This window comes from Synechococcus sp. ROS8604 (genome assembly GCF_014279655.1).
In the GTDB taxonomy this organism is placed as follows: Bacteria; Cyanobacteriota; Cyanobacteriia; order PCC-6307; family Cyanobiaceae; genus Synechococcus_C.
This window is the reverse complement of the sequence record NZ_CP047946.1, coordinates 1,757,882-1,779,782: the sequence shown is the minus strand read 5'-3', so window position 1 is coordinate 1,779,782 and position 21,901 is coordinate 1,757,882. Positions and strand designations below refer to the sequence as shown.

Below are 21,901 nucleotides of genomic sequence, written 5' to 3'. Positions count from 1 at the left end.
CAATCGGGGGGGCGTCAGCCCCCCTTTTTGATGGGTTGATCGATGGGTGTCCTATCGATGCCTGTCCTATCGATGGGTGCGCTCAGGATTCAGTTGCAGCGTTCCTTGGTTCGCGTCGAGCGTGGCTGCTGCACCAAGGGGGAGAGCCATGTTGGGAAGTCCATGCCCAAGGGGCAAATTCATGACCAAGGGGATGCCTAGATCAGAGAGCCGCTCCTCAAGGATCCCATCCATGGAGAAATCACCTGGCTCCACCTCCCCTTTCCAGCTGAACCGTCCTGTAGCCACGCCGGCAAGGCCACGAAGCAGCCCAGAGCTGCGCCACTGCGTGAGCATGCGATCCACTCTGTAGGGAGCTTCTCCCACATCCTCCAGCACCAGGATGGATCCACGCAGATCAGGCAAACAGGGGGTGCCAATCAAATGGGTTGCGACCGTGAGATTGGTCACCACGAGTGGACCACTGGCCACCCCGGGTCGTACGGCACGGCCTTGCAGTGGCGCGACCGGTTCCCCCTTCAGGAGATGGACCGTTCGTTCCCACTGTTGGTCCGGTCCAGTTGTGGATCCGTGGATAGCGCCACGCAAACCCGCCGACCATTGCGCCAGCAGCATCGAGCTTGTGTCAGAAAATCCCAAGGTCCAGAGAGGTCGCTTGGGAAAGCGGAAGCCAACTTCTAAAACCCTGGCGCCTCCCCAGCCAGCACCGACATAAATCAGACCATCAAGAGAAGGATTGTTCCAGGCACGCTCAAGATCATCGGCTCGCTGTTGATCGGTGCCTGAAAACCATTGCCATTGACGCCTCACTGATTCTGGGATCTCAAGCGCCCATCCTTCAGCCTCACAACGCTGCACGAGGAGGCCAAAATCAGTATCAGGATCGATCCAAGTTCCGGCATTGACCGCCCGAAGCCTTGAGCCCCTTTTTAGGGGACGTAGGAAGGATTTTTTTGGGCTCGATGCTGCCAATGCATTCGCAGAGAATGGAACGGCCATCGCCAAGGCCGCCGGGATTCCCAACGTAAAAAATGATCGACGACGCATCAAAGGCCTGATTTACCATTGCACTCAAGTATGACCATGCTATTTAGGGTTAAATTCGATCTTAAGAAGATCTTATCTTTGACGAGCAAAAGATGATACTTTTTATTTACTGATGCAAGCGAAGAATCAAGGCGTTTGTTGAATTAATTATAAGCCCGCATGGATAAACAATCTTTTTGAATCCTTGTCTTCTTAGAGTTGATCATTCTCATTCTGGTCAGGAGGGATCAATCAGCGCCTCGATTAATCGGCGTCCGTCGACGCCCCCTGTCGCAGGATCACAGGCCCGCTCAGGGTGAGGCATGAGTCCAAGAACATTGCCAGCTGGATTGGTGATTCCGGCAATATCGGCAACGGAGCCATTGGGATTGTTGGTGTAGCGCAGCGCGATGCCGTCACTGTCTTGAAGGGATTTAAGAGTGTCTTCGCTGCATTGATAACGGCCCTCTCCATGGGCAATGGGCAGTTGGATTTCTTGTCCGGCTTGTCCGTGAGCTAGCCAGGGAGTGCGCGCACTCACCACCTCGAGTGGAGCGTCTTCGCAGATGAAATGGAGGCCGCTATTGCGGGTGAGTGCTCCTGGCAATAAGCCGAGCTCAGTGAGCACCTGAAATCCGTTGCAGATGCCCAGCACCCGCCCGCCCTTGTTGGCGAATTCGATCAACGCACCCAGTACGGGGGCAAATCTGGCGATTGCGCCGCAACGCAGATAGTCGCCATAACTGAAACCTCCCGGCAGCACCACAGCGTCTAGGCCGCTGAGATCTGTCTCTTCATGCCAGAGGTATTGGGTTTGCATACCCAGGCATCCCTGCGTCGCCCAACGAACATCCCGGTCGCAATTGGAACCAGGAAAGACAACAACACCAATGCTCATGACAACTTGAGCTCCATGGTCCAGTTCTCAATCACAGGATTGGCGAGGAGTCGATCGCTCAAGAGTTCAACCTGTTGGCGTGCATCCGCTTCATCCGATGCCTCTAGCTCCAGCTCGACAGCCTTGCCGATGCGGAGCCGCTCGACGCCTTCCACCCCTAGTCGGCTGGCGGCTGAACGGGTGGCCTCACCGGCTGGATCTAGGACAGAAGGGCGCAAATGCACCAGGACACGAGCTTGATAACGCGGCACTGGCTCGGAGCATGAATTGTTAAATCTTGGCAGGCCGTAGTCCCGTTCCAGTCACTTTCTCTTCAGGTTGAAAACAGACCACGACTCCATGTCCTTTGTCTGTGATCCCATCCATCGGATTCACACTCACTCTGATCACACCATTGCTGCTGATCGCACCAGGCATCGTTCGACCTGCACTGGCTGAGCCGGTGGCCGTCGACGTGGAGTGTCGCTGGAGTCATGAGGCCTGGGAACCATGCCGTTTTGAGGCCGATCCCGTGGGTAGCCGTTGGAATTTGGCGTTTAATGACCACAGGATTCAGTTCGAGCATGACGGCACTGGCTTGATGCGGATGCGGATCAATGAGCGCTCTTCTTGGAACAGCGTGCAGGCCAGTTGGAGTGAGGAGGGTGCGCTTTGCTGGGGTCAGGTCTGCGCTCGCGGCGACCTGCCGATGGATTAATCCTGCTGATCACGATGGAAAAGAAGGGTCTTCCGCTCAAGGAGCCAGAGCAACAGGTTGATTGGCGTGAGAGCTTTCAGGGTTGGGGGTTGAGCTGGATTGGATTGCTCAACAATCAAAAGGGGGAGTGGTGGTTGCTGGCTCAAGTGGTCTTGATCTGTGCGCACATTCTTCCGAGCTGGTCCCCTGAGCTTCTCGATGCCTGGAGTTGGCCTGCATGGCTTCATGTCAGCGGGTTGATGCTGTTTGTTGTTGGGCTTGGCCTGGCTCTGCAGGGTTTCTTGGCGTTAGGCCCCAGCCTTTCTCCATTGCCGGATCCCAAGCCCAATGCAGCTTTAATCACGTCTGGGGTGTACGGCCGTTGCCGGCACCCTCTCTATCGCGCTGTTGTGATCTGCTCTGTTGGTGTCGTGCTTGCGAAGGGAAGCCTGCTTCACCTGGCGCTGTTTTTGCTGTTGGTTGCGCTGCTCAACGGCAAGGCCCGCCGAGAAGAAAAGCGGCTTTGTGCCGTCCATCCCGACTACTTGATCTATCGCTCCAATACCCCAGCAATTCTGCCTCGCATTCCTGGCTTGGATTGGCGCAAGGGCTAGGGCCAGCTGAGCAACCGTTTCTTTTTTTCAAAAGAACGCAAAAATCCTCTTAAGAAAGGGGCGCTTTTCGATCATTTCGAATGCCTCGGTCTATGCCCTTTCAGCGGCTGGCGAGCAGGGCCACTCCTTCCCTGATGCTCTTCAGTGCTGTCTGCGTAGGTCTCGGGATCAGTGCTCCGAGTTGGGCCAACGACTTTGTGCTGAACAGCTCCGCACCTGTTGAGGTGAGTTCAAGGTTGCTGGCGATTTTGGAGCCTCCGGTCGCCATACCGGATCCTGAGCCTCAGCTCGTCCTTGGCCGCACCAAGAGACAGATTCGCTCTACAGGAGATCCCATTTGGGATTTAAGGCTTGAGATTCCGGGGGAACCGGCGCGTCATTTCGACGCAGTGAGCGGACGTGCCCATCGCCAGAACGCGGACCGTGATCAGATGGGCAGTAAGGCTCCCCTGCCAACGGGGAGCTACACCCTCGGACCAGTGGAACCCTTGGCCGATGGTGCTTATCCAGAATTAGGCCCCGTTTGGATTGGCATTGAACCAACCTTCACCACGGGCCGAAGGGTGCTCGGGATTCATCAAGACCCCAGCGCAGGGCTCAATGGAAACAGCGGAACCTTGGGATGTATTGGGCTGATTCGTAAACACGACATGTTGGAACTGTCTCAGCTAATCAAAGGCCGTGATGTGCGTTTATTGGTTGTTGAAGACTGACCAATGAAAAAGATTCAGAGCTTGTTTTTAAGCAAGCTGCATATAAGTTTCTTTGAAAATCTCTTAGAGATTGAAGTCATATTAGGGTCTGATGGCTCTGTGGATTCGTTCGTTTTAGGGGGATGCTTAAGAGCTTTTGCCAGAACTTATTGACTCGCCTGAAGCAGGAGAGTTGTGAGTTTTTCAGAGGCCTTTGGATCAAATCCGATCACAACCAGATCCACGCCAGATTTATTTTGGGGAGTCCAGGCTTGATCCGGAGCGGCTTCAAACCAAGTTTCTAAACGGGGACCAACCATTTGGACTTGCAAAGGAAGGGATTTGCCAGGCAACCAGACCCGTCCCTTCAGGCGCACGACCTGATGCTCAGTCACAAAGGGAGGAAGGATGCGTTCAAAGTCCGCACGTTGAATGACGCCCTCGAAACGAACATTTCCGCCCACCACATCCAAGTGCGTGTGATCGTGATGATCGTGTGTGTGATCGTGATCGTGGTGTTCATGTTCATGTTCGGAAGATATCTCACGCTCGACCCCCAGAAGCAAACTCGACTCCACTTGCCCGCGAGTCATCGGGATCACCGATGTACCGGATCGCAGCTTGGGGGCAAGCGATTGCTGAATCTGGTCCAGTTCGTTGGGCTCTAAGCGATCAGAACGACTGACCAACACCAGGTCAGCGGATTGAAGTTGATCAGCGAACAACTCATCAATGGCGGTGAGGTGGTCCAGGCTTGGGTCTTCCTGTCGTTGCCGCTCCAAGGCCTCAGGATCTCCCACGGGGCTTCCGTTGTTCAGGGCTTCCCCATCCACAACAGTCACCACGCCATTCACGTGAACACGAGCCCGGATCGCGGGCCATTCGAGGGCCTGCAACAAGGGCCTGGGAAGTGCCAAACCACTGGTCTCAACAACGATGCCATCGAGCTGATCAGCGCGAGCGAGCAGCGTTTCCATCGTCGGTAGAAAATCGTCCTGCACCGTGCAGCACAGACAGCCGTTGTTCAGCTCGACAAGACGCCCATCGATTTCATCTTCTGGGCAGAAGCCGCAACTTCGGATGAGATCGCCATCCAGGCCCACGGTTCCAAATTCGTTGACCATCACCGCAAGGCGTTGGCCGCTGTTGATCAATAAATGGCGCAACAACGTTGTTTTCCCGGCTCCGAGAAAGCCGGTAATCACGGTGACTGGAAGGCGTTCAGACATCAGCGGCACCCCAGGCTTTCGCGGGTGCTCACGCCGCTGACACTATTCACGCCACTGGCACGACCACAGAGGGCTTTCATTTGCGTGAGGTCGATGACGGCGTTGGTGAAATCCGTTCCCTCAATGCGCGCATCCACAAACCGGCTTTGCATCAGCATCGCGTTCGTGAAGTTGGCGTCGCTGAGGTCGGTTTCATCAAATCGACTGGAAAACGCCACCACATCCTCAAGGTTCGCTCCATGGAGATCAGCGCCCTGCAATTGAGAGGTGTTGATCACAGCTCCTCGTAGGTCGGTGTCACTCAGGTCCACACCACGGAGGTCAGCTTTCAAAAATTCTTTTTCTTTTAAATCTCGGCCATGCATGTCGTTGCTGATGTCTTGCACCGCAAATTGACCACGCAATTCAGGCGCCGTGATGGCTTGAGCAGCGAAGGGAAAAGAGATCAAGCTCGACGTAAGAAGCAACCCGAACAGAACGGATAACAATTGCTTGCGGAACAAATCGGGAAGGGGCATCAGATATGGATGCAGCCGGCTTCAGGTTGCAGCTGCCGTAACTTGTACGGTCACGTTATGGCAGACAGCTGCCCCTCCACGTGCCATGGCCAAAACCTTGAGGGTGGTTGTTCCCCCCCATCCACTCATTGCTCATTGGCTCACGATGTTGCGCCACGCCGGCACACCACCGTCGCTGTATCGCACAGCGCTCGAGGAGTTGGGACGTTGGCTCACCTATGAAGCGCTGAGGGATTGGCTTCCCCATCGTCGTGAACAGGTGCAAACCGCCCTTGAGCTCACGGAAGGCACCGTGATCGAAACGGGTGTTCCCTTGCTTGCCGTGCCTCTCCTCCCTGGTGGACTGATGCTTTGGGAAGGGGCTAGGCAAGTGTTGCCTCACGCCGAGCTCTGTCTGGGTGGCCTACCTGAAACCATTGAGGCCAACGCCGGTCTCGTGCTGCTGCTGGATCAAATCAGCGATGCAGAGGATCTTCTCGGCTTGATGGAAGAGCTTGTGGCAAAAGGTGTTGAGAGCCGAAGGCTTCGTGTGATTGCAGCCCTAACAGCCAGCCCGGGGCTCAAACGACTGGGGGAAACGTTTCCCGAACTCACCATTCATACCGCCTGCATTGATGAAGTACTCAATGCAAATGGTCAAATTTCTCCTGGGATTGGCAACACATCTCAACGGCTGCAAATCAGAACAGCTCCCTCGACCTAGGCTGAAAAAAATCCATCGGCGGCGATGAGCAGGCAGCAGGAATCCACCTCAGGAACACTTTTCACGCTCCTGAGCGGAGCCCTCATCGGGGCAGCAGGTGTGGGGTGGTGGCTGCTCACCGAAGCAGAACGTCGTCAGCGGCTCAAGCGTCAGCGTTCCATGCTCTACGCGCCAAGGATGCAAGACGGCAGTGAGGCGTTTGAGGCCAATCAATACGTCAATCGCGATGATCAGCTGGAACATCGTGTTGAGCAGCTCAATTCCGCCATCTCTGATGTTCGTCGTCAGCTTGAAGACCTCGGTTCAAAGTCGTAATCCCCACGGCCGGTAAGTTGGGACCTCTCCCAATCTGCGATCCAGTCGTTGCCATGCTTCGCTCAGACGCCGTCACTCAAGGCATTCAGCGCTCACCCAATCGAGCCATGCTGAGAGCGGTGGGCTTTGGTGACGACGATTTCGGCAAGCCAATCATCGGAATCGCCAACGGCTACAGCACCATCACACCGTGCAACGTGGGATTGGATGGGCTGTCCCGCCGCGCTGAAGACGCTGCTCGAAAGGCTGGGGGCATGCCTCAGATGTTCGGCACGATCACTGTGAGTGATGGCATTTCTATGGGCACCGAAGGAATGAAATATTCCTTGGTGAGTCGTGAGGTCATCGCCGATGCGATCGAAACGGCCTGCAATGGCCAGAGTATGGATGGCGTTCTTGCCGTTGGTGGCTGCGATAAAAATATGCCTGGCGCCATGTTGGCGATGGCACGCATGAATATTCCCTCGATCTTTGTGTATGGGGGAACGATTAAGCCTGGGAAACTTGGAGGCTGTGACCTCACTGTTGTGAGTGCTTTTGAGGCTGTCGGTCAGATTACAAGCGGGAAAATTGATGAAGAGCAGCTGACAGCGATTGAAAAAAATGCTTGCCCTGGTGCTGGCAGCTGTGGAGGCATGTTCACCGCCAATACGATGAGTGCCGCGATTGAAACGATGGGGCTGAGTCTTCCCCATAGTTCAACAATGGCTGCAGAAGATGAGGAAAAGGCAGAGAGTGCGGCCCGCTCTGGAGAGGTTCTGGTTGAAGCGATCAAAGCCAAGATTCGCCCCCTTGATCTACTCACGCGTGAAGCCTTTGAGAATGCGATCAGTGTGATCATGGCGGTAGGCGGCTCCACAAATTCTGTGTTGCATTTGCTCGCCATCGCACGCACCGCTGGCGTGAATCTCAGCATTGATGATTTTGAAATGATCAGAGAGCGTGTGCCTGTGATTTGCGACCTCAAACCGAGCGGTCGTTTTGTCACCGTGGATCTTCATCAGGCTGGCGGTATTCCACAGGTGATGAAATTGCTCTTGGATGCGGGACTTCTCCATGGGAAATGCCGCACGATTGAAGGCAAAACATTGGAGGAATTGTTAGCAGATATCCCCTCAACACCTCCTGAAGGGCAAGAAGTGATTAGGCCCTTGAGCAATCCTCTTTATGCAAAAGGTCACCTGGCGATCCTGAAGGGAAATTTGGCAAGTGAAGGAGCCGTCGCCAAAATTAGCGGGATTAAAACTCCCGTCTTAACGGGTCCTGCACGCGTTTTCGAAAGCGAAGAGGATTGTTTGGCCTCGATTATTGGGAAACAAATTCATCCAGGTGATGTGATTGTGATTCGCCAGGAAGGTCCAGTGGGAGGACCTGGAATGCGCGAAATGTTGGCACCAACCGCTGCCATCGTTGGGCAGGGATTAGGGGACAAAGTGGCCTTGATCACCGATGGCCGATTCAGCGGTGGAACCTATGGCTTGGTTGTTGGCCACGTGGCACCAGAAGCGGCCGTTGGCGGAGCCATCGGTCTTGTGATGGAGGGGGACAGCATCACCGTGGATGCCAATCAGAATCTTCTTCAACTCAATGTGGATGACGCTGAACTCGACCAACGCCGTCGCATGTGGTCCGGTCACACCCCTAAATACAAGACCGGAATTCTTGGCAAATACGCTCGACTTGTTTCAAGTTCGAGCCTAGGTGCGGTCACCGATCAGCCTGATTAAGGCACCTTTAGAACGGTGGATTCATCATCAATCCCCATGGGTTTGAGTGACGAGTTGTGCCCTCAGCCTGCGTGCCATCGCTTCCAATGGTTGGCCATCGGCTGGTGCCGTGCAGCGCATGCCGTTGTCTCCATGCATCCAAACGGGATGTTGTCCCTGCCAAAGCATGGGGCGCTCAGCTTGATCACACCAACTGAGCATGAGATTCACATCATTGCCGCTCCGATAGATCTCGAGTTCTAGATCCATGGCCTCCATGCGAGAGCCGGATGCATCACGGGTTTCGATGCGAACGAACAGATCGTCAATGCTGGATGCTGACGCTCCTTCGTCCGCGTGAATCGGAACAACAGCATGTTGATAAGGCTTGCGGCAGAGATCAGCCGTGTGGGCAATCACAACAGCTAAATCAATCATTTGTAGGCTTCGATGGAATGAATCAGAATCCGGATTGCACCCGCACGGAAGCCTGGATTGGCCGATCCCGCTTCATCAAACCGGGAATGGAGCACTTGTAAGCGAGTGATCGCAGATGAATCAAAGCGCAAAGGCAGTCCAACCGGTTTGGCACGGACCACGGGCTGAAGATCTTTGAATGCAATCTCCGCCACAGTGGTTCCTTCCGCTTCCGTTGGCACGGGCATCACCCAGCGCAGTCCCCCTGGAATCATCTCTGTGAGTCCCATCAATCCATCAGCGCAGGCCACTGCAAATTTCAGGGTTCGCCCCTCCCCTGCAATCGTTAAGCGCAACCCACTGAACGCCGAAAGATCGAGAGGTGGGCGCAATAGCGGGGAGCGACAACTCACAAACCCCCCTCCATCAGCGATCACCTCACCTTCGAGCAATAGGCCTTCAGGCGTGAGGCGGCAGCCGGCTTGGCTTCTCCCCCCCATGATCGTGTCGTTGAGCGTGGCCCACGAATCGAATGAGACACGGGGGATGGTCATCTCAACCCTGCACAAGGAATGCTTATTTAAAGACCTAAGCTGGCAGCTTCGTCGGTAAGAACAATGATTTCTGCCTCGGGTTGGACCAACTTCGCAGGCGTTCGTTGTGCGGACTCAGCTGGATCGAGCAAGCGACGCAGGGCTTCCTGTTTGTTGGCACCACTCACGAGGAACATCACGGTTCGAGAAGCGCTGAGCACCGGAGCGGTCAGGGTGATGCGCTCCAATCCCTTGCCCCGTCCGATCGTGGTCCAACGATCACGGACGTCAGGAGCCTCAGTGCCTGGGAAGAGTGAGGCGGTATGACCGTCATCCCCAAGACCCAAGACCATCATGTCGAAGATCGGTGGTTCGCCACTGCAATGTTTGGCAATCAGCTCTGCGAAAGCCTCGGCGCTGGCTTCTGCTGAGGGAAGCTCCACCGTTGGAACAGGATGAAAACAGGCCGCTGCACCGGGCTCACCGGGTTGGAGCAAGGTGGAGCGGAGCATGCGGGCGTTGCTGGACGCGTCATCAGCAGACACCCAGCGCTCGTCCCCTAAAAACACATCCACACGATTCCAGGGCAAGTGTTGCTGGCCCAACCGCTGATACGCCGGGGAGGGAGTGGTTCCTCCAGATAGAGCAATCTGAGCGCGATCCCGTTGATCGAGCGCTAGCTGGATGGCTGTGGCGATGTATTCAGAGGCCCTCAGGGCTAGATCCTGGGGATCTCGGGCCCGTTCAATGCGATAGGAAGCCATCGGTTCGTTCAATCCAACCACTCGGTATGGAAACTACCTTCCTTATCCACCCGTTCATAGGTGTGGGAGCCAAAGCAGTCACGCATGGCTTGAACCGCATTTTGAGGCAGACGAGCGGTGCGGTAGCTGTTGATGTAGTCGAGGGTGTTGCTGAGGCAGGGCACAGGAATGCCTGCTTCAGCTGCACCTGCAACAACTTTGGCTAAACCAGGAAGTCGGGTGTTGACCTGATTGGCAAACCAAGGATCAATGAGCAGATTGGTCAGCTGCGGATCGGTTGTGAAGGCATCCTGAATACGCTTCAGAAGTCGGGCGCGAATGATGCAGCCACCCTTCCAGATCTGAGCGATCGCAGGCATGTTCAAGTTGTAATCATGCTCTGCGGAAGCGATCCGTAGAAGCTCCATGCCTTGGGCGTAGCTGGCCATGCAAGCGAGCACCATCGCATCCATCAGGGGTGCCATTCCATCGGCAGGGGTGCCGAGATCAAAGGGTTTGACCGCGGGACCTTTGAGGATGGTTTCCGCTTTGACGCGCTGATCTTTCATCGAACTCATCACGCGGCCATTGAGGGCTGCATAGATGGTTGGTACGGAAGCACCCATCTGCAAGGCACTCACCACAGTCCATAAACCCGTGCCTTTTTGCCCAGCTTTGTCCTGAATCTTTTCGATCAGATCGCTCCCATCATCGGGATCCTTGGTGCGCAAGCAGACCTCTGTGATCTCAACGAGGTAAGAGGCGAGTTCCTCCGTGCTGTTCCAATGGGCAAAGACGTCGGCCATCTGGGTGCCATTCATGCCCCCAACTCTCTTCATGAGGTCATAGCCCTCGGCAAGGATTTGCTCGATGCCGTACTCGATGCCGTTGTGGACTGTTTTGACGAAGTGTCCTGATCCGCCTGGGCCGATGTAGGTCACACAAGGACCGTCTTCGACTTGGGCCGCCATTTTGGTGACCAGGCTTTCGATGGCGTCGTAAGAGGCCTTGGTGCCGCCGGGCATCATGCTCGGACCTTCTAAAGCGCCTTTGGCACCGCCAGACACGCCCATGCCGATGAAGCCGAAGCTTTTGCTTTCCAACTCGGCCACACGACGCTCTGTGTCGCGATATTCCGAGTTGCCCCCATCAATCAAGAGATCTCCTTCATCTAAAAAGGGAGAAATCTGTTCGATGACGGCATCAACAGGACCCCCCGCTTTCACCATCATCAAGATGCGGCGAGGTCTTTCTAATTTGTTGACAAAATCTTGAAGGTCGGTGGCACCTTGAATGTTTTTACCAGCGCCACGACCTTTCAGAAAGTCTTCAGTCTTTGAATAAGTGCGGTTGTAAACAACACTCGAAAAACCGTTGCTCTCAGCGTTGAGAACAAGGTTTTCGCCCATCACGCCTAGACCGATAAGACCAAAGTGAGACTTGGACATCCAAAACTTCGTTCACTGAAGTCAGTGTGACCACAGGATCAAAAATCGGCTGCAAATTGGCCCATCTCTGTCAGGAATAAGAGATGGAAGCGCCAATCCTTCGTTCACGTTGTCCTCAAATCACTGTGTCGTCGGCAATCGATGCATTTTTAACGACTACGACGATGCCATTACGTATGTAGAAGCCGTGTTCAGGACGATCAGCTTCTTCCACGTGATCCTTATTCACGATGGTGACGTTTTTACCAATACGGGCATTCTTATCAAGAATGGCGCGCTTCACAGTGGTGCCCTCGCCAACGCCGACAGGAATACCGCCTCGCGCTCTCAGGGTTTCGCGTTCGCTTTGCGATTCAAAGAAGTCAGCTCCCATCAACAAAGAATCCTGGAGGACCACATTGTTTTCCACGCGACTACGAACACCAAGGACGGAGTGGTGAATGCTGCAGGCCTTGATAATCGATCCCTCACTAATGATCGAATCTGTGATCTGACTGTCCACAAACTTGCTAGGGGGCAGATACCGCGGGCGGGTGTAGATCGGGAATGCTTCGTCGTAGAAGCTGAATGGAGGGGTTGGCTGCTGCGTTAGGGCCAGATTGGCTTCATAGAAGGCACCGATGGTACCGATGTCTTCCCAGTAATCATCAAAGACATAGCTCTTGAGGACGTCACCCCGTGATAGCGCTTCTGGGATCACCTCTTTGCCGAAATCCTTATGGCCGGGATTGGCGTCGAGCAGATCGAAAAGCGTTTTACGACTGAAGACGTAAATGCCCATGGAGGCGAGGTAGGGGCGCTCCTTAGAAGACTCAGCGCTGAGGCCAAAACGGGACGTGTCAACGGCCATTTCCTTTAAGGAATCGCCTTTGGGCTTCTCGCGGAATTCCTTGATATTCCCATCGTTATCGGTGCGCATTAAACCGAACGCTTCGGCCTGGGCAGCGTCTACGGGCAGTGCTGCAACGGTGAGGTCGGCGCCAGTACTGCGGTGATGCTCCACAAAACGGCTGTAGTCCATGCGGTAGAGCTGATCACCGGAGAGGATCAGATATTCATCCACATCCCATTCGCTAAACAGGGTTTGGTACTGCCGCACTGCATCAGCCGTTCCTTCAAACCAGGAGGGGCTATCGAGGGTTTGTTGGGCCGCTAAGACTTCTACAAATCCTTGCCCAAATCCGGCATTGAGGTTGTACGTCTGGCTGAGATGGCGATTGAGTGAAGCGCTATTGAATTGCGTCAACACATACATCTTGTTGATGCTGGAGTTGATGCAATTACTGATTGGAATATCAATAAGGCGATACTTGCCCGCCAAGGGCACAGCTGGCTTGGCTCTCATCTTTGTGAGTGGTTGGAGGCGGGTTCCAGCCCCTCCCCCGAGAATGATTGCCAGTACTCGCTTCATGCCGCTCCCGCCTTTCGGCTATGCGTTGCAAACTTACTGGACTTTTCGCTCTCAAAACCAACCCTTGGGCCAGATCGTGGAGATTGAAAGGGAATCAATCTTGACCGGCTGCTCCAGAGTCCAAATCAAAGATTTTTTCCACCACCTGAAGAGCCTGTTGACGTTCGCTGCGTTGCTGGGGACAGCGGAGCTGGGTCACAGGGGTGTGGAGGATCTTGTTGATCATTCCCTTGGTTAAGGCTTCCACCACCTTGCGTTCTCGCGCTGAGAAATCAGGCCCCATACGGCTCAGCGCTTTGGTGAGTTCCTCGACCCGAATCTCCTCGAGCGAGGCTCTTAACCGGTTGATGGTGGGCACGGCCTCCAGGCTATCCCACCACTCGAGGAAGAGGCGTCCCTCCTCTAAGAGCAATCCTTCAGCCTCCCGTGCAACCTGCTGCCGAGCCTCTTGGTTGCGCTCTACCACCTCTTGAAGATCGTCAACATCGTGGGATTCCACCCCAGACACATCGCGCACATCGGAGGCGATGTTGCGGGGCACACCGATATCAATCAGTCGCAATGAACTGCGGCGATTGAGACCGTTCAATCGGCTGGCATCAATGATCGGGTCATCGGCTGCCGTGCTCGTAAACACCAACGAACAGGTGCTCAAGCACTGATCAAGGGCGTCGAGTCCCCGGCACTGAATGGGCAGGTTTGGAAAATCAGTTGCAAGGGCTGAGGCCCGCTCGATGGTGCGATTCAGCAACACCACTCCAGAGGCTCCCTTCGCTTGGAGGTGTTGGAGTAACAAACGGCTCATCCGTCCAGCACCAACAACGGCGATCTGCTCGGTTTCAAGAGTGACCAGGGCATCCTGGCCGCGCGATTGCCCAAGCTTGAGTTGAGCTAATTCCACGGCTGCGGAGCTCACGGACACAGCTCCGGTGCTGAGGTTGGTTTCCGAGCGGACACGCTTTCCTGTGCTGACAGCTTGTGTCAGCAAACGGTTCAGGATGGGTCCGATCGATTTGTGCTCTTGGCCCAGGCGCATCATCTTCTTGACCTGGGACAAAATTTGCCCTTCACCAAGAACGAGGCTGTCGAGCCCTGCCGTTACGCGCATCAGATGCGCAATGGCTTCGTCGTGGTGATAAGTGAAAAGGTGCGGAGAAAGATCACGGCTTTCCAAACCGGAGTGGCCACTCAAAAAATCGCGGACGGCAGCAATCCCTAAATCCGGGTTGCGCACCAGGGTGTAAATCTCAAGTCGGTTGCAGGTGCTGAGGATGGAGGCCTCGAGCACCTGCTCATGATTTCGCAGGTTTCCTAGGGATTCCTCCATGGTTTGCTCAGGAATACTGAGCTTTTCGCGCACTTCGACCGGAGCCGTTCGATGACTGAGGCCGACGACGGCGATATGCATGGAGAAATCCCTCTGTTGCTGCGAGTCGTGAATCAGTTCAAAGCGATGCTTTGAGCTCCATCCTTCATGTGGATGGTGTTCGTAAAACTGCAGGTGTTGTTCAGGTTGCTGATGATCAAGCTGCTCGTGCGGGTGCAATCAGCTTCGAACTTCACTCCGTTGAAAAGAAGACCATCTGTGATGCCGCTACCGGCGAACACAACGTGCTCTCCGCAGGCGAGCTCACTGGCCTCATACACCTTATCTGGGTCGGTAATGCCCATTTCTGCCAGACGGGCGAGATTGCCTTCCTTCGTCATGTCTGCCCACTCAGACGTCTGAGCAATGGCAGGGTCATACACCAGTTGTCCCTGGAAGTGGCCGCCAAGTGCGCGCATGGCGGCAGCGGAGATCACACCCTCAGGAGCGGCACCAATGCCCATCAAGCAATGGGTTCCGGTTCCAGCAAAACCACAAGCAATCGCTGCTTGTACGTCACCATCGGAGATGGGCTGAATGCGAGCACCCGTGGCGCGGATTTCGGTGATCAGATCTTTGTGACGCGCACGATCCATCACAACAATGGTGAGCTCATCAGGAGCAAGACCCAAGCACTCACTGAGGATTTTGATGTTTTCAGTCGCAGATTTGCGAATGTCAACCTTGCCCTTTGCTGCTGGTGGAGCAGCCAATTTCTTCATGTAGAAGTCGGGAGCGTTGAACAAGCCACCACGGTCGGAGGCTGCGAGAACGGCCATGGAGCCGCGCTGGCTGTAGGCACAAAGGTTTGTGCCTTCGCAAGGGTCAACAGCGAAATCCACGCCAGGACCAGTGCCGGTTCCGACTTCTTCACCGATGTAAAGCATGGGAGCTTCGTCGCGTTCGCCCTCCCCGATCACAATGCGGCCTTGCATTTGGATTTGATTCATGCGCTTGCGCATGGCATCAACAGCCAAAGCGTCCGCTTCATCCTTCAGACCTTTGCCGGAGAGCGTGGCGGAAGCGATGGCGGCCTGCTCGACGATCTCGAGAATTTCCTGGATGAGAGTGCGATCCACGTAAGTGCTGCGGGGGTTAAAGAGAGGCTTTGAGGAGAAAGCCTGCAACAGCAGGGATTTCTGTCTCATATGCGCGGCTCACTGTATCAGTGGTATCAGCGCTCTTTACAATCGTCCGATCCCTTAGCCGACTCCGCCATGAGCACCAAACCCCTGGTGATCTCTCCATCGATCCTGTCTGCTGACTTTTCTCGCCTAGGTGAGGACGTCAAAGCTGTTGATGAGGCAGGTGCTGATTGGATTCATGTCGACGTCATGGATGGTCGATTTGTTCCCAACATCACGATTGGCCCTCTGATTGTTGAGGCCTTGCGTCCGGTGACGAAAAAACCCTTGGACGTGCATCTGATGATTGTGCAGCCTGAGAATTACGTCGAAGATTTTGCGAAAGCTGGGGCAGATATTATTTCTGTACAAGTGGAGGCTTGTCCTCATTTACATCGCAACTTGGCTCAAATTAAAGACCTTGGCAAAATGGCTGGGGCTGTCCTCAATCCCAGCACCCCACTTGATACGCTCGAGTACTGCTTAGAGCTGTGTGATCTTGTTTTGATCATGAGTGTGAACCCCGGTTTTGGCGGACAAAGTTTTATTGATAATCAAGTCAAGAAAATCAGTGATCTACGTCGTATGTGTGATGAAAAAGGCCTGGACCCCTGGATTGAAGTGGATGGTGGCGTGAAGGGTGGCAATGCATGGAAAGTGATTGAAGCTGGTGCTAACGCAATCGTGAGTGGCTCTGGGGTGTTCAATCAGCCTGACTATGCTGCGGCTATTCAGGGAATTCGTAATAGCAAGCGCCCATAGTTTCCTGGTTAGCAGCAAATGAGCGCATTGTTGTTGCTACAGATTTTTATTGTGGATTCTTCTCAACCTCTGCCTAAGGGCAGAGGTTTCCTTTTGGAAAAAAAACAAAGAGGAGCCTTGCCCAGAATGATCTGATAAGAATGCAAAGATCGAAGTTGGTTTCAGTTGATTCGGTGGCTAGTGATGAAAGGTGATCTTTTGTTTGCGAGGAGATTGCAGATGACTCCTTGTTGATTAAAGCGGTATTTATGTGGCGATTGCTTGGGTTTTTTGAGGCATATATGCCCGTATGATTGTCCAATTATCTCATTCAACGGTTAGATTTTTCTTTGATGGTTTTTCTATAATCCCTGCACTGGTAAGACGAGTGAATGCTTTCAGTAGCTGCATCGATGGCACAGCTAAAGCCTTCGCGGAAGGCTGCGCGCTTCATGGCCTCGATTTGAGAGACGGCGTAAATGCCGAGGGCTATCAAGATGAACAGTGAAATTCCAGCTCCCGTGCCTTTTGGATACAGCTTCATCGCTTTCCGTTGATGTCTTGAATAAGTTTAGGGTGCTAAAAATAAGATGAAATCATGAGGGGCCAAAGCTTTTGAGTTGAGGCTATCTAGGAATGGATTTTGGCTCTAAGGGTTGTGTGAAGGGGTTTACGCTTCCTTATGATTTTTACCAACAAGCAAGGCACTAAATGCAAGCATTAGAACACAGCCGCAGAATTGAAGTAATTCTGAAATTGATTGCACTTGAAAGCTAATCATGAGCTTAAATGCTGTTACGATTAGAGCAACGATAATGACGTTGGTTAGTTTTTGTTTGAGGCCTTCTAGTGATGTAATGCTAAGGATGTTTCGCCTTTCTTGGGATAGGTCTTGAAGCCTTGGGTCGATATCAGAAATAATCAGCTCATACACGCCATAGCCGAAGATAAGAAGGGCAATGCCAATCACGTAGTAATCAATGCCGCCTACAACTTTGCCGAGTAATAAAATACTGTTTTCTGAATTCAGGTGACCGTTGATAAGTTTGTTGAGTGCTTGGATTTCGTCCTGGGTTCCAAGGATGAAACAGCTAACACTGCCCAGAAGGCTCATGACAACAGGCAGGATGGTTACTAATCGGAATCTCCAAAGTAACTGTTCAAAACGCGATTCAAATCTTGCCCTGCGAGTTTTTTTGATCTCAAGTTCCATCATGTACTTATGCGTGGTGCAATTAAACAGTCGTGGCTGGAGGATTGGTTTGAGGCGGTAAGGGGCGCGGCGTAAAAAGTGCCGGTATGGACAACGTGATTAATGCGCTACCAACGGCCAGCAACACGAGGAGTGGCAAGGGTTTGACCAGGGGCTGCTTCTCTAAAAGCGTTCCGCAGCGAATACAGATTGGGATTGCTCCAGGGGGTGGATGTAGGACAACTGCTGGTCCACAACAGCACTCGGGGCAGCGAAAACGGGGCATGGCTGTGTTTTAAAGATGATTCCGTATCATGGAAAACTTAATCGTGACGATCAACGTTGGGTGCAACGTTGGGTGGTCAAAGTCTTTTGCATCCAAGCGTTTGTTGATGGCTGTTGGTCGTTCATATCCTAATTTTACGCTCTGGATCGCTTGATTGCATCTTGTTCAGGACTCGCGTTGATTCTTATAGATAGCCAAGGCATTTTTTTATGCTTGCTGGCATGAATGAGTGCAAAATAGTTGCGAGCCCTGGAGCAACGTTACGAAAGTAATTTGTGGCCGGAGTCTGAGTAGATCCCGATAGATAGCAAGCGGTTGATTGAGGACGCCGTCCTTGAATGGTGCTGACTTTCTCGTGTTCTTGGCTCTTGTTTCTGCTGAAAGGCCAGGCGAAAATTCATAGAGCTTAGACCTTGATTCTTCTGTTGCACATCATCTTGTTTCCGCATCTTGGTGCTCTTTTGTGTCACGCTTTTTAAGGGCTCTGCTTGCAAGTCGTGTCAGGTCTTCGAGTTGATGCAGGTGCTTTATTTGGTTGATGTCGAATAGAGAGTTAAGTTGATGTTGAACATTTTATTTGTTCGTAAAAATCACTAAATACTCTTTTGTATGAATGCATCGATTCATTTAGGAGGCAAAGGCAAAGGTAAAGGGAGGAAATCCTGCATCTGGGGCCTCGTTCTTGACAGAATCATGCGTTGCCGAAAGTTGTTCTGCCATGCCCCTCAGCTCTTTGGTGCGTCTGCTGCAGACCTCAGCGCTGAGCGGTGAGTTGTTCGAACGAGCCAAACGGGACCAGCGATTGTTGATGCGCGGAGCTGGCAGAGCTGCTCGGGCCTTGGTGGCTAGTGCGCTGGCTCGTCGCATGGATCAGCCCCTGTTGGTGGTTGTTCCCACCTTGGAAGAGGCCGGACGTTGGGCATCTTTGTTGGAGCTGATGGGCTGGTCTAGCGCCCAGCTTTATCCCACCAGTGAAGGGTCGCCTTACGAACCCTTCGATGCCACCACCGAAATCACTTGGGGCCAGCTCCAGGTTTTAAGCGAACTTCAAACAGACAGCCGCAAAAGCGACGTCGCGATCGTGGCCACAGAACGTTGCTTGCAGCCCCACTTGCCGCCTCCGCAGGCCTTGGCAGAGCATTGCCGGGCTTTGAAGAAAGGCGATGTTGTGGATCTCGAAGAGCTATCGACCTACCTAAGCCAGCTTGGCTACGAGCGCGTTTCGACCATTGATCAGGAAGGCACATGGAGCCGTCGTGGCGACATCGTGGACGTCTATCCCGTGAGTAGTGAGCTCCCTGTGCGCTTGGAGTTCTTCGGCAATGAACTCGACAAACTTCGTGAATTTGACCCAGTTAGCCAGCGCTCCCTCGACACCGTCGACACGCTCAAGCTCACCCCCACCGGCTTCAGTCCCCTCATCGCTGAACGTCTGCGCGAGCAGGTTCCTGACGATCTTGACCAGTTGCTGAGTGAGGCGCAGATCACGGAGTTGCTGGAGGGCGGAACCCCCGAGGGGATGCGTCGATTGATGGGATTGGCATGGCAGACCCCTGCTTCTCTCCTCGATTATTTGCCTGCCAAGTGCTGCATCGCCATCGATGAGCGTCGGCATGGCAGCGCCCATGGTCAGCAGCGGCTTGATCACGCCGAAGAGCAGCACGCTGAGCTTCCCGTGCCCATTCCTGTTTTGCATCGCCCGATCAAGGAGGCGATGGAGCTTGCCGAGGCGTTTGCTGGCTTCGACCTGGCAGAACTTCAGGAACAGGACAGCCACCCCAATGCGTTTGATCTCGCCAGTCGACCGGTTCCGTCTTACCCCAATCAATTTGGAAAACTCGGCCAAATGATCAAACAGCACCAACGGGAGCGTCAGGCTGTTTGGTTGTTGTCAGCGCAGCCCAGCCGTGCTGTGGCTTTGCTGGAGGAACACGACTGCATCACCCGCTTCGTACCCAATGCAGCGGACACACAAGCGATCGATCGCTTGATGGAGCAGGGCACACCTGTGGCCTTGAAAACGCGAGGAACCGCCGAGCTCGAAGGGCTGCAGCTTCCCGCCTGGAGGGTGGTTCTGCTCACCGACCGCGAATTTTTCGGACAGCAGTCGCTCACTAGCAGCGGTTATGTGCGTCGGCGCCGCAAAGCGGCCAGTCGCACTGTTGATCCCAACAAAATGCAGCAGGGGGATTTCGTGGTGCATCGCAACCATGGAATTGGTCGATTTAAAAAGCTCGAAAAATTAGCGATTAGTGGTGAGGTTCGCGATTACCTCGTTGTTCAGTATTCCGATGGCATCTTGCGAGTGGCTGCCGATCAGCTCGGAAGCCTGGGACGGTTTCGCGCCAATAGCGATACACCGCCGCAGCTCAGCAAGATGGGTGGCTCCGCCTGGGTGAAGGCGAAGGAGAGGGCCTCCAAGGCGGTTCGCAAAGTTGCGCTTGATTTGGTGAAGCTGTACGCCGAACGCCACCAAGCGGCAGGGTTTGCCTTCCCGATCGACGGGCCTTGGCAGGTTGAACTTGAGGATTCCTTCCCCTACGAGCCAACCTCTGACCAGCTCAAGGCCACGGTGGATGTCAAGCGCGACATGGAGAAACCAGAGCCGATGGATCGGTTGGTCTGTGGTGATGTGGGCTTCGGGAAAACGGAGGTGGCCATCCGAGCGATTTTTAAAGCGATCACCGCTGGGAAACAAGTGGCGATGTTGGCTCCCACAACGGTGTTAGCGCAACAGCATTGGCGCACGCTTTCGGAACGCTTTGCCCCCTATCCAATCAAGGTGGCCCTTCTCAATCGTTTCCGTACAGCAGGTGAGCGCAAGACGATTCTTGAGGAGTTGAAAACGGGCACCATCGATGCCGTGGTGGGCACGCACCAGCTGCTCAGCAAGAACACTGCCTTCGACAAGCTTGGTTTGTTGGTGGTGGATGAGGAACAACGGTTTGGTGTGAACCAAAAGGAAAAAATCAAGGCCTTGCGCAAGGACGTGGATGTTTTGACGCTCTCGGCGACACCCATCCCTCGAACCCTCTACATGAGCTTGTCTGGCGTGCGTGAGATGAGTTTGATCACCACTGCACCACCCTTGCGCCGTCCGATCAAAACCCACCTAGCGGCTCTGGATGACGAGGCCGTGCGAAGCGCCATTCGCCAAGAACTGGATCGTGGTGGTCAAGTGTTTTATGTGGTGCCCCGTGTGGAAGGGATCGAGGACGTCGCAGGCAAGCTTCGTGAGATGCTTCCCGGTCTCAAGCTCCTCGTCGCCCATGGACAAATGGCTGAAGGCGAGCTCGAGAGCGCGATGGTGGCGTTCAACGGTGGGGAAGCCGACGTCATGCTCTGCACCACGATCGTGGAGAGTGGTCTCGACATTCCGCGTGTCAACACGATCCTGATTGAGGATGCCCACCGGTTTGGACTTGCTCAGCTTTACCAGCTCAGGGGCCGCGTCGGCCGCAGCGGCGTCCAAGCCCATGCCTGGTTGTTTTACCCCGGAGATGCCTCGCTCAGTGAAGCGGCGCGTCAGCGCTTACGCGCCATCCAGGAATTCGCTCAGCTCGGCAGTGGGTACCAATTGGCGATGCGCGATATGGAGATCCGCGGAGTGGGCAACTTGCTCGGTGTGGAGCAAAGCGGCCAGATGGAAGCGATTGGTTTCGATCTCTACATGGAGATGTTGCAAGAATCGTTGGCTGAAATTCAGGGACAAGACATCCCTGCGGTGGACGACACCCAGGTGGATCTGCAGGTCACGGCCTTTATTCCGGCGGACTGGATTGTCGATGCCGACGAGAAGATGTCTGCCTATCGAGCTGCTTCTGAGTGTCTGAGTTCAGAAGCCCTGGTGGAATTGGCTGCAGGTTGGGCCGATCGCTATGGGGCCTTGCCTGGACCGGTTCAATCCCTGTTGCAGTTGATGGAACTGAAGCTGCTCGCAAAACGCTGTGGGTTTGCTCGCATTCGTCCTGAAAAACCAAATATTGCCCTTGAGACGCCAATGGAGGAGCCAGCTTTCCGATTGCTTCGTCAGGGGTTACCCCAACATCTCCATGGCCGACTCGTCTACCAGGCAGGAAGTGGAAGCGTTGCCAAGGTCCTGGCACGAGGCCTCGGCGTCCTGCCCATGGATCGGCAACTGGATGAGCTCAAAGGTTGGCTAGAGCAGATGGCATCACAGATTCCGGATACGGATGGATTGACGCCTGAGCAGCGCGACCAACAGCAAAAAGAAAGGAACGAGGCTGTTTTGAGGGTTTGAGC

At 54.2% G+C, this 21,901-nt stretch carries 23 protein-coding genes; 8 read left to right on the top strand and 15 right to left on the bottom strand.

What is annotated here, in order from left to right; translation table 11 throughout:
• Window positions 1-66: 66 nt before the first annotated feature.
• The 3 genes from SynROS8604_RS09405 to purS all read right to left on the bottom strand — a co-directional run bounded on the left by SynROS8604_RS09405 (window position 67) and on the right by purS (window position 2,175).
• A complete protein-coding gene (locus SynROS8604_RS09405) occupies window positions 67-1,047 on the bottom strand; it encodes an LD-carboxypeptidase (RefSeq protein WP_370586496.1) in 981 nt (326 codons plus the stop codon).
• A 217-nt stretch (window positions 1,048-1,264) separates the two neighbouring features.
• On the bottom strand, window positions 1,265-1,924 hold the full coding sequence (gene purQ, locus SynROS8604_RS09400; RefSeq protein ID WP_186543792.1) for a phosphoribosylformylglycinamidine synthase subunit PurQ: 660 nt from the start codon (window positions 1,922-1,924) through the stop codon (window positions 1,265-1,267).
• On the bottom strand, window positions 1,921-2,175 hold the full coding sequence (gene purS / locus SynROS8604_RS09395; protein ID WP_006853053.1) for a phosphoribosylformylglycinamidine synthase subunit PurS: 255 nt from the start codon (window positions 2,173-2,175) through the stop codon (window positions 1,921-1,923). The genes purQ and purS overlap by 4 nt, the downstream gene beginning before the upstream one ends.
• A 101-nt stretch (window positions 2,176-2,276) precedes the next feature.
• On the opposite strand from purS, the gene SynROS8604_RS09390 reads away from it, so the two are divergent.
• The 3 genes from SynROS8604_RS09390 to SynROS8604_RS09380 all read left to right on the top strand — a co-directional run bounded on the left by SynROS8604_RS09390 (window position 2,277) and on the right by SynROS8604_RS09380 (window position 3,927).
• On the top strand, window positions 2,277-2,621 hold the full coding sequence (locus SynROS8604_RS09390; protein WP_255444986.1) for a hypothetical protein: 345 nt from the start codon (window positions 2,277-2,279) through the stop codon (window positions 2,619-2,621).
• Between the two features lie 14 nt (window positions 2,622-2,635).
• Window positions 2,636-3,214 (top strand): isoprenylcysteine carboxylmethyltransferase family protein, encoded by a 579-nt coding sequence (locus tag SynROS8604_RS09385; RefSeq protein WP_186545915.1) that lies wholly within the window; start codon window positions 2,636-2,638, stop codon window positions 3,212-3,214.
• 80 nt (window positions 3,215-3,294) lie between these two features.
• Window positions 3,295-3,927: a L,D-transpeptidase gene (locus tag SynROS8604_RS09380; RefSeq protein ID WP_255444985.1), complete on the top strand. Its 633-nt coding sequence runs from the start codon at window positions 3,295-3,297 to the stop codon at window positions 3,925-3,927.
• Between the two features lie 146 nt (window positions 3,928-4,073).
• Here SynROS8604_RS09380 and cobW read toward each other — a convergent pair whose 3' ends face one another.
• Together cobW and SynROS8604_RS09370 are read right to left on the bottom strand one after the other, a co-directional pair.
• Window positions 4,074-5,135 (bottom strand): cobalamin biosynthesis protein CobW, encoded by a 1,062-nt coding sequence (cobW, locus tag SynROS8604_RS09375; protein ID WP_186543790.1) that lies wholly within the window; start codon window positions 5,133-5,135, stop codon window positions 4,074-4,076.
• Window positions 5,135-5,653, bottom strand: coding sequence for a pentapeptide repeat-containing protein (locus SynROS8604_RS09370; protein ID WP_006853047.1), 519 nt, complete (start codon window positions 5,651-5,653; stop codon window positions 5,135-5,137). The genes cobW and SynROS8604_RS09370 overlap by 1 nt, the downstream gene beginning before the upstream one ends.
• Before the next feature lie 85 nt (window positions 5,654-5,738).
• Here SynROS8604_RS09370 and SynROS8604_RS09365 point away from each other — a divergent pair, with 85 nt between their 5' ends.
• From SynROS8604_RS09365 to ilvD, 3 genes are read left to right on the top strand one after another with little or no spacing between them, the layout of a single operon-like run.
• Window positions 5,739-6,356 (top strand): uracil phosphoribosyltransferase, encoded by a 618-nt coding sequence (locus tag SynROS8604_RS09365; RefSeq protein WP_186543789.1) that lies wholly within the window; start codon window positions 5,739-5,741, stop codon window positions 6,354-6,356.
• A 24-nt stretch (window positions 6,357-6,380) separates the two neighbouring features.
• Entirely contained in the window at window positions 6,381-6,671 is a 291-nt protein-coding gene (locus SynROS8604_RS09360) for a hypothetical protein (RefSeq protein WP_186543788.1), read from the top strand.
• A 53-nt stretch (window positions 6,672-6,724) separates the two neighbouring features.
• Window positions 6,725-8,398 (top strand): dihydroxy-acid dehydratase, encoded by a 1,674-nt coding sequence (gene ilvD / locus SynROS8604_RS09355; RefSeq protein ID WP_186543787.1) that lies wholly within the window; start codon window positions 6,725-6,727, stop codon window positions 8,396-8,398.
• 27 nt (window positions 8,399-8,425) lie between these two features.
• Here ilvD and SynROS8604_RS09350 read toward each other — a convergent pair whose 3' ends face one another.
• The 7 genes from SynROS8604_RS09350 to glpX all read right to left on the bottom strand — a co-directional run bounded on the left by SynROS8604_RS09350 (window position 8,426) and on the right by glpX (window position 15,374).
• A complete protein-coding gene (locus SynROS8604_RS09350; protein WP_186543786.1) occupies window positions 8,426-8,815 on the bottom strand; it encodes a hypothetical protein in 390 nt (129 codons plus the stop codon).
• Window positions 8,812-9,348 (bottom strand): CIA30 family protein, encoded by a 537-nt coding sequence (locus tag SynROS8604_RS09345; protein ID WP_006853042.1) that lies wholly within the window; start codon window positions 9,346-9,348, stop codon window positions 8,812-8,814. Before SynROS8604_RS09345 ends, SynROS8604_RS09350 begins: the two co-directional genes overlap by 4 nt.
• A 26-nt stretch (window positions 9,349-9,374) precedes the next feature.
• Complete coding sequence (gene pgl, locus SynROS8604_RS09340; RefSeq protein ID WP_186543785.1) at window positions 9,375-10,091, bottom strand: 6-phosphogluconolactonase; 717 nt, start codon at window positions 10,089-10,091, stop codon at window positions 9,375-9,377.
• 8 nt (window positions 10,092-10,099) lie between these two features.
• Window positions 10,100-11,518, bottom strand: coding sequence for an NADP-dependent phosphogluconate dehydrogenase (gndA, locus tag SynROS8604_RS09335; protein WP_186543784.1), 1,419 nt, complete (start codon window positions 11,516-11,518; stop codon window positions 10,100-10,102).
• 115 nt (window positions 11,519-11,633) lie between these two features.
• Window positions 11,634-12,929 (bottom strand): glucose-1-phosphate adenylyltransferase, encoded by a 1,296-nt coding sequence (locus SynROS8604_RS09330; protein WP_006853039.1) that lies wholly within the window; start codon window positions 12,927-12,929, stop codon window positions 11,634-11,636.
• Window positions 12,930-13,023: 94 nt separating this feature from the next.
• On the bottom strand, window positions 13,024-14,337 hold the full coding sequence (locus SynROS8604_RS09325) for a glutamyl-tRNA reductase (protein ID WP_006853038.1): 1,314 nt from the start codon (window positions 14,335-14,337) through the stop codon (window positions 13,024-13,026).
• 32 nt (window positions 14,338-14,369) lie between these two features.
• On the bottom strand, window positions 14,370-15,374 hold the full coding sequence (glpX, locus tag SynROS8604_RS09320; protein ID WP_038013776.1) for a class II fructose-bisphosphatase: 1,005 nt from the start codon (window positions 15,372-15,374) through the stop codon (window positions 14,370-14,372).
• A 138-nt stretch (window positions 15,375-15,512) separates the two neighbouring features.
• On the opposite strand from glpX, the gene rpe reads away from it, so the two are divergent.
• Window positions 15,513-16,181: a ribulose-phosphate 3-epimerase gene (gene rpe / locus SynROS8604_RS09315; RefSeq protein ID WP_038013773.1), complete on the top strand. Its 669-nt coding sequence runs from the start codon at window positions 15,513-15,515 to the stop codon at window positions 16,179-16,181.
• A 310-nt stretch (window positions 16,182-16,491) separates the two neighbouring features.
• Here the strand turns inward: rpe and SynROS8604_RS09310 are convergent, their stop codons facing one another.
• From SynROS8604_RS09310 to SynROS8604_RS09300, 3 genes are all read right to left on the bottom strand, one after another.
• Complete coding sequence (locus SynROS8604_RS09310; protein ID WP_186543783.1) at window positions 16,492-16,704, bottom strand: hypothetical protein; 213 nt, start codon at window positions 16,702-16,704, stop codon at window positions 16,492-16,494.
• Window positions 16,705-16,830: 126 nt separating this feature from the next.
• Window positions 16,831-17,373: a YqhA family protein gene (locus SynROS8604_RS09305; protein ID WP_186545914.1), complete on the bottom strand. Its 543-nt coding sequence runs from the start codon at window positions 17,371-17,373 to the stop codon at window positions 16,831-16,833.
• A gap of 22 nt (window positions 17,374-17,395) precedes the next feature.
• Window positions 17,396-17,638 (bottom strand): hypothetical protein, encoded by a 243-nt coding sequence (locus SynROS8604_RS09300; RefSeq protein ID WP_186543782.1) that lies wholly within the window; start codon window positions 17,636-17,638, stop codon window positions 17,396-17,398.
• Between the two features lie 718 nt (window positions 17,639-18,356).
• On the opposite strand from SynROS8604_RS09300, the gene mfd reads away from it, so the two are divergent.
• Window positions 18,357-21,899 (top strand): transcription-repair coupling factor, encoded by a 3,543-nt coding sequence (mfd, locus tag SynROS8604_RS09295; RefSeq protein WP_186543781.1) that lies wholly within the window; start codon window positions 18,357-18,359, stop codon window positions 21,897-21,899.
• The last annotated feature ends 2 nt before the right edge of the window (window positions 21,900-21,901 follow it).

Excerpts from the sequence above, each read along its gene's own strand:
- SynROS8604_RS09405 (WP_370586496.1), bottom strand. The coding sequence starts at position 1,047 with ATGCGTCGTCGATCATTTTTTACGTTGGGAATCCCGGCGGCCTTGGCG.
- cobW (WP_186543790.1), bottom strand. The coding sequence starts at position 5,135 with ATGTCTGAACGCCTTCCAGTCACCGTGATTACCGGCTTTCTCGGAGCC.
- mfd (WP_186543781.1), top strand. The coding sequence starts at position 18,357 with ATGCCCCTCAGCTCTTTGGTGCGTCTGCTGCAGACCTCAGCGCTGAGC.
- SynROS8604_RS09330 (WP_006853039.1), bottom strand. The coding sequence starts at position 12,929 with ATGAAGCGAGTACTGGCAATCATTCTCGGGGGAGGGGCTGGAACCCGC.
- SynROS8604_RS09345 (WP_006853042.1), bottom strand. The coding sequence starts at position 9,348 with ATGACCATCCCCCGTGTCTCATTCGATTCGTGGGCCACGCTCAACGAC.
- SynROS8604_RS09350 (WP_186543786.1), bottom strand. The coding sequence starts at position 8,815 with ATGATTGATTTAGCTGTTGTGATTGCCCACACGGCTGATCTCTGCCGC.
- SynROS8604_RS09305 (WP_186545914.1), bottom strand. The coding sequence starts at position 17,373 with ATGGAACTTGAGATCAAAAAAACTCGCAGGGCAAGATTTGAATCGCGT.
- ilvD (WP_186543787.1), top strand. The coding sequence starts at position 6,725 with ATGCTTCGCTCAGACGCCGTCACTCAAGGCATTCAGCGCTCACCCAAT.
- SynROS8604_RS09310 (WP_186543783.1), bottom strand. The coding sequence starts at position 16,704 with ATGAAGCTGTATCCAAAAGGCACGGGAGCTGGAATTTCACTGTTCATC.
- rpe (WP_038013773.1), top strand. The coding sequence starts at position 15,513 with ATGAGCACCAAACCCCTGGTGATCTCTCCATCGATCCTGTCTGCTGAC.
- SynROS8604_RS09360 (WP_186543788.1), top strand. The coding sequence starts at position 6,381 with ATGAGCAGGCAGCAGGAATCCACCTCAGGAACACTTTTCACGCTCCTG.
- SynROS8604_RS09325 (WP_006853038.1), bottom strand. The coding sequence starts at position 14,337 with ATGCATATCGCCGTCGTCGGCCTCAGTCATCGAACGGCTCCGGTCGAA.
- SynROS8604_RS09365 (WP_186543789.1), top strand. The coding sequence starts at position 5,739 with ATGGCCAAAACCTTGAGGGTGGTTGTTCCCCCCCATCCACTCATTGCT.
- SynROS8604_RS09380 (WP_255444985.1), top strand. The coding sequence starts at position 3,295 with ATGCCTCGGTCTATGCCCTTTCAGCGGCTGGCGAGCAGGGCCACTCCT.
- pgl (WP_186543785.1), bottom strand. The coding sequence starts at position 10,091 with ATGGCTTCCTATCGCATTGAACGGGCCCGAGATCCCCAGGATCTAGCC.
- SynROS8604_RS09370 (WP_006853047.1), bottom strand. The coding sequence starts at position 5,653 with ATGCCCCTTCCCGATTTGTTCCGCAAGCAATTGTTATCCGTTCTGTTC.
- purQ (WP_186543792.1), bottom strand. The coding sequence starts at position 1,924 with ATGAGCATTGGTGTTGTTGTCTTTCCTGGTTCCAATTGCGACCGGGAT.
- gndA (WP_186543784.1), bottom strand. The coding sequence starts at position 11,518 with ATGTCCAAGTCTCACTTTGGTCTTATCGGTCTAGGCGTGATGGGCGAA.
- SynROS8604_RS09385 (WP_186545915.1), top strand. The coding sequence starts at position 2,636 with ATGGAAAAGAAGGGTCTTCCGCTCAAGGAGCCAGAGCAACAGGTTGAT.
- SynROS8604_RS09300 (WP_186543782.1), bottom strand. The coding sequence starts at position 17,638 with ATGCCCCGTTTTCGCTGCCCCGAGTGCTGTTGTGGACCAGCAGTTGTC.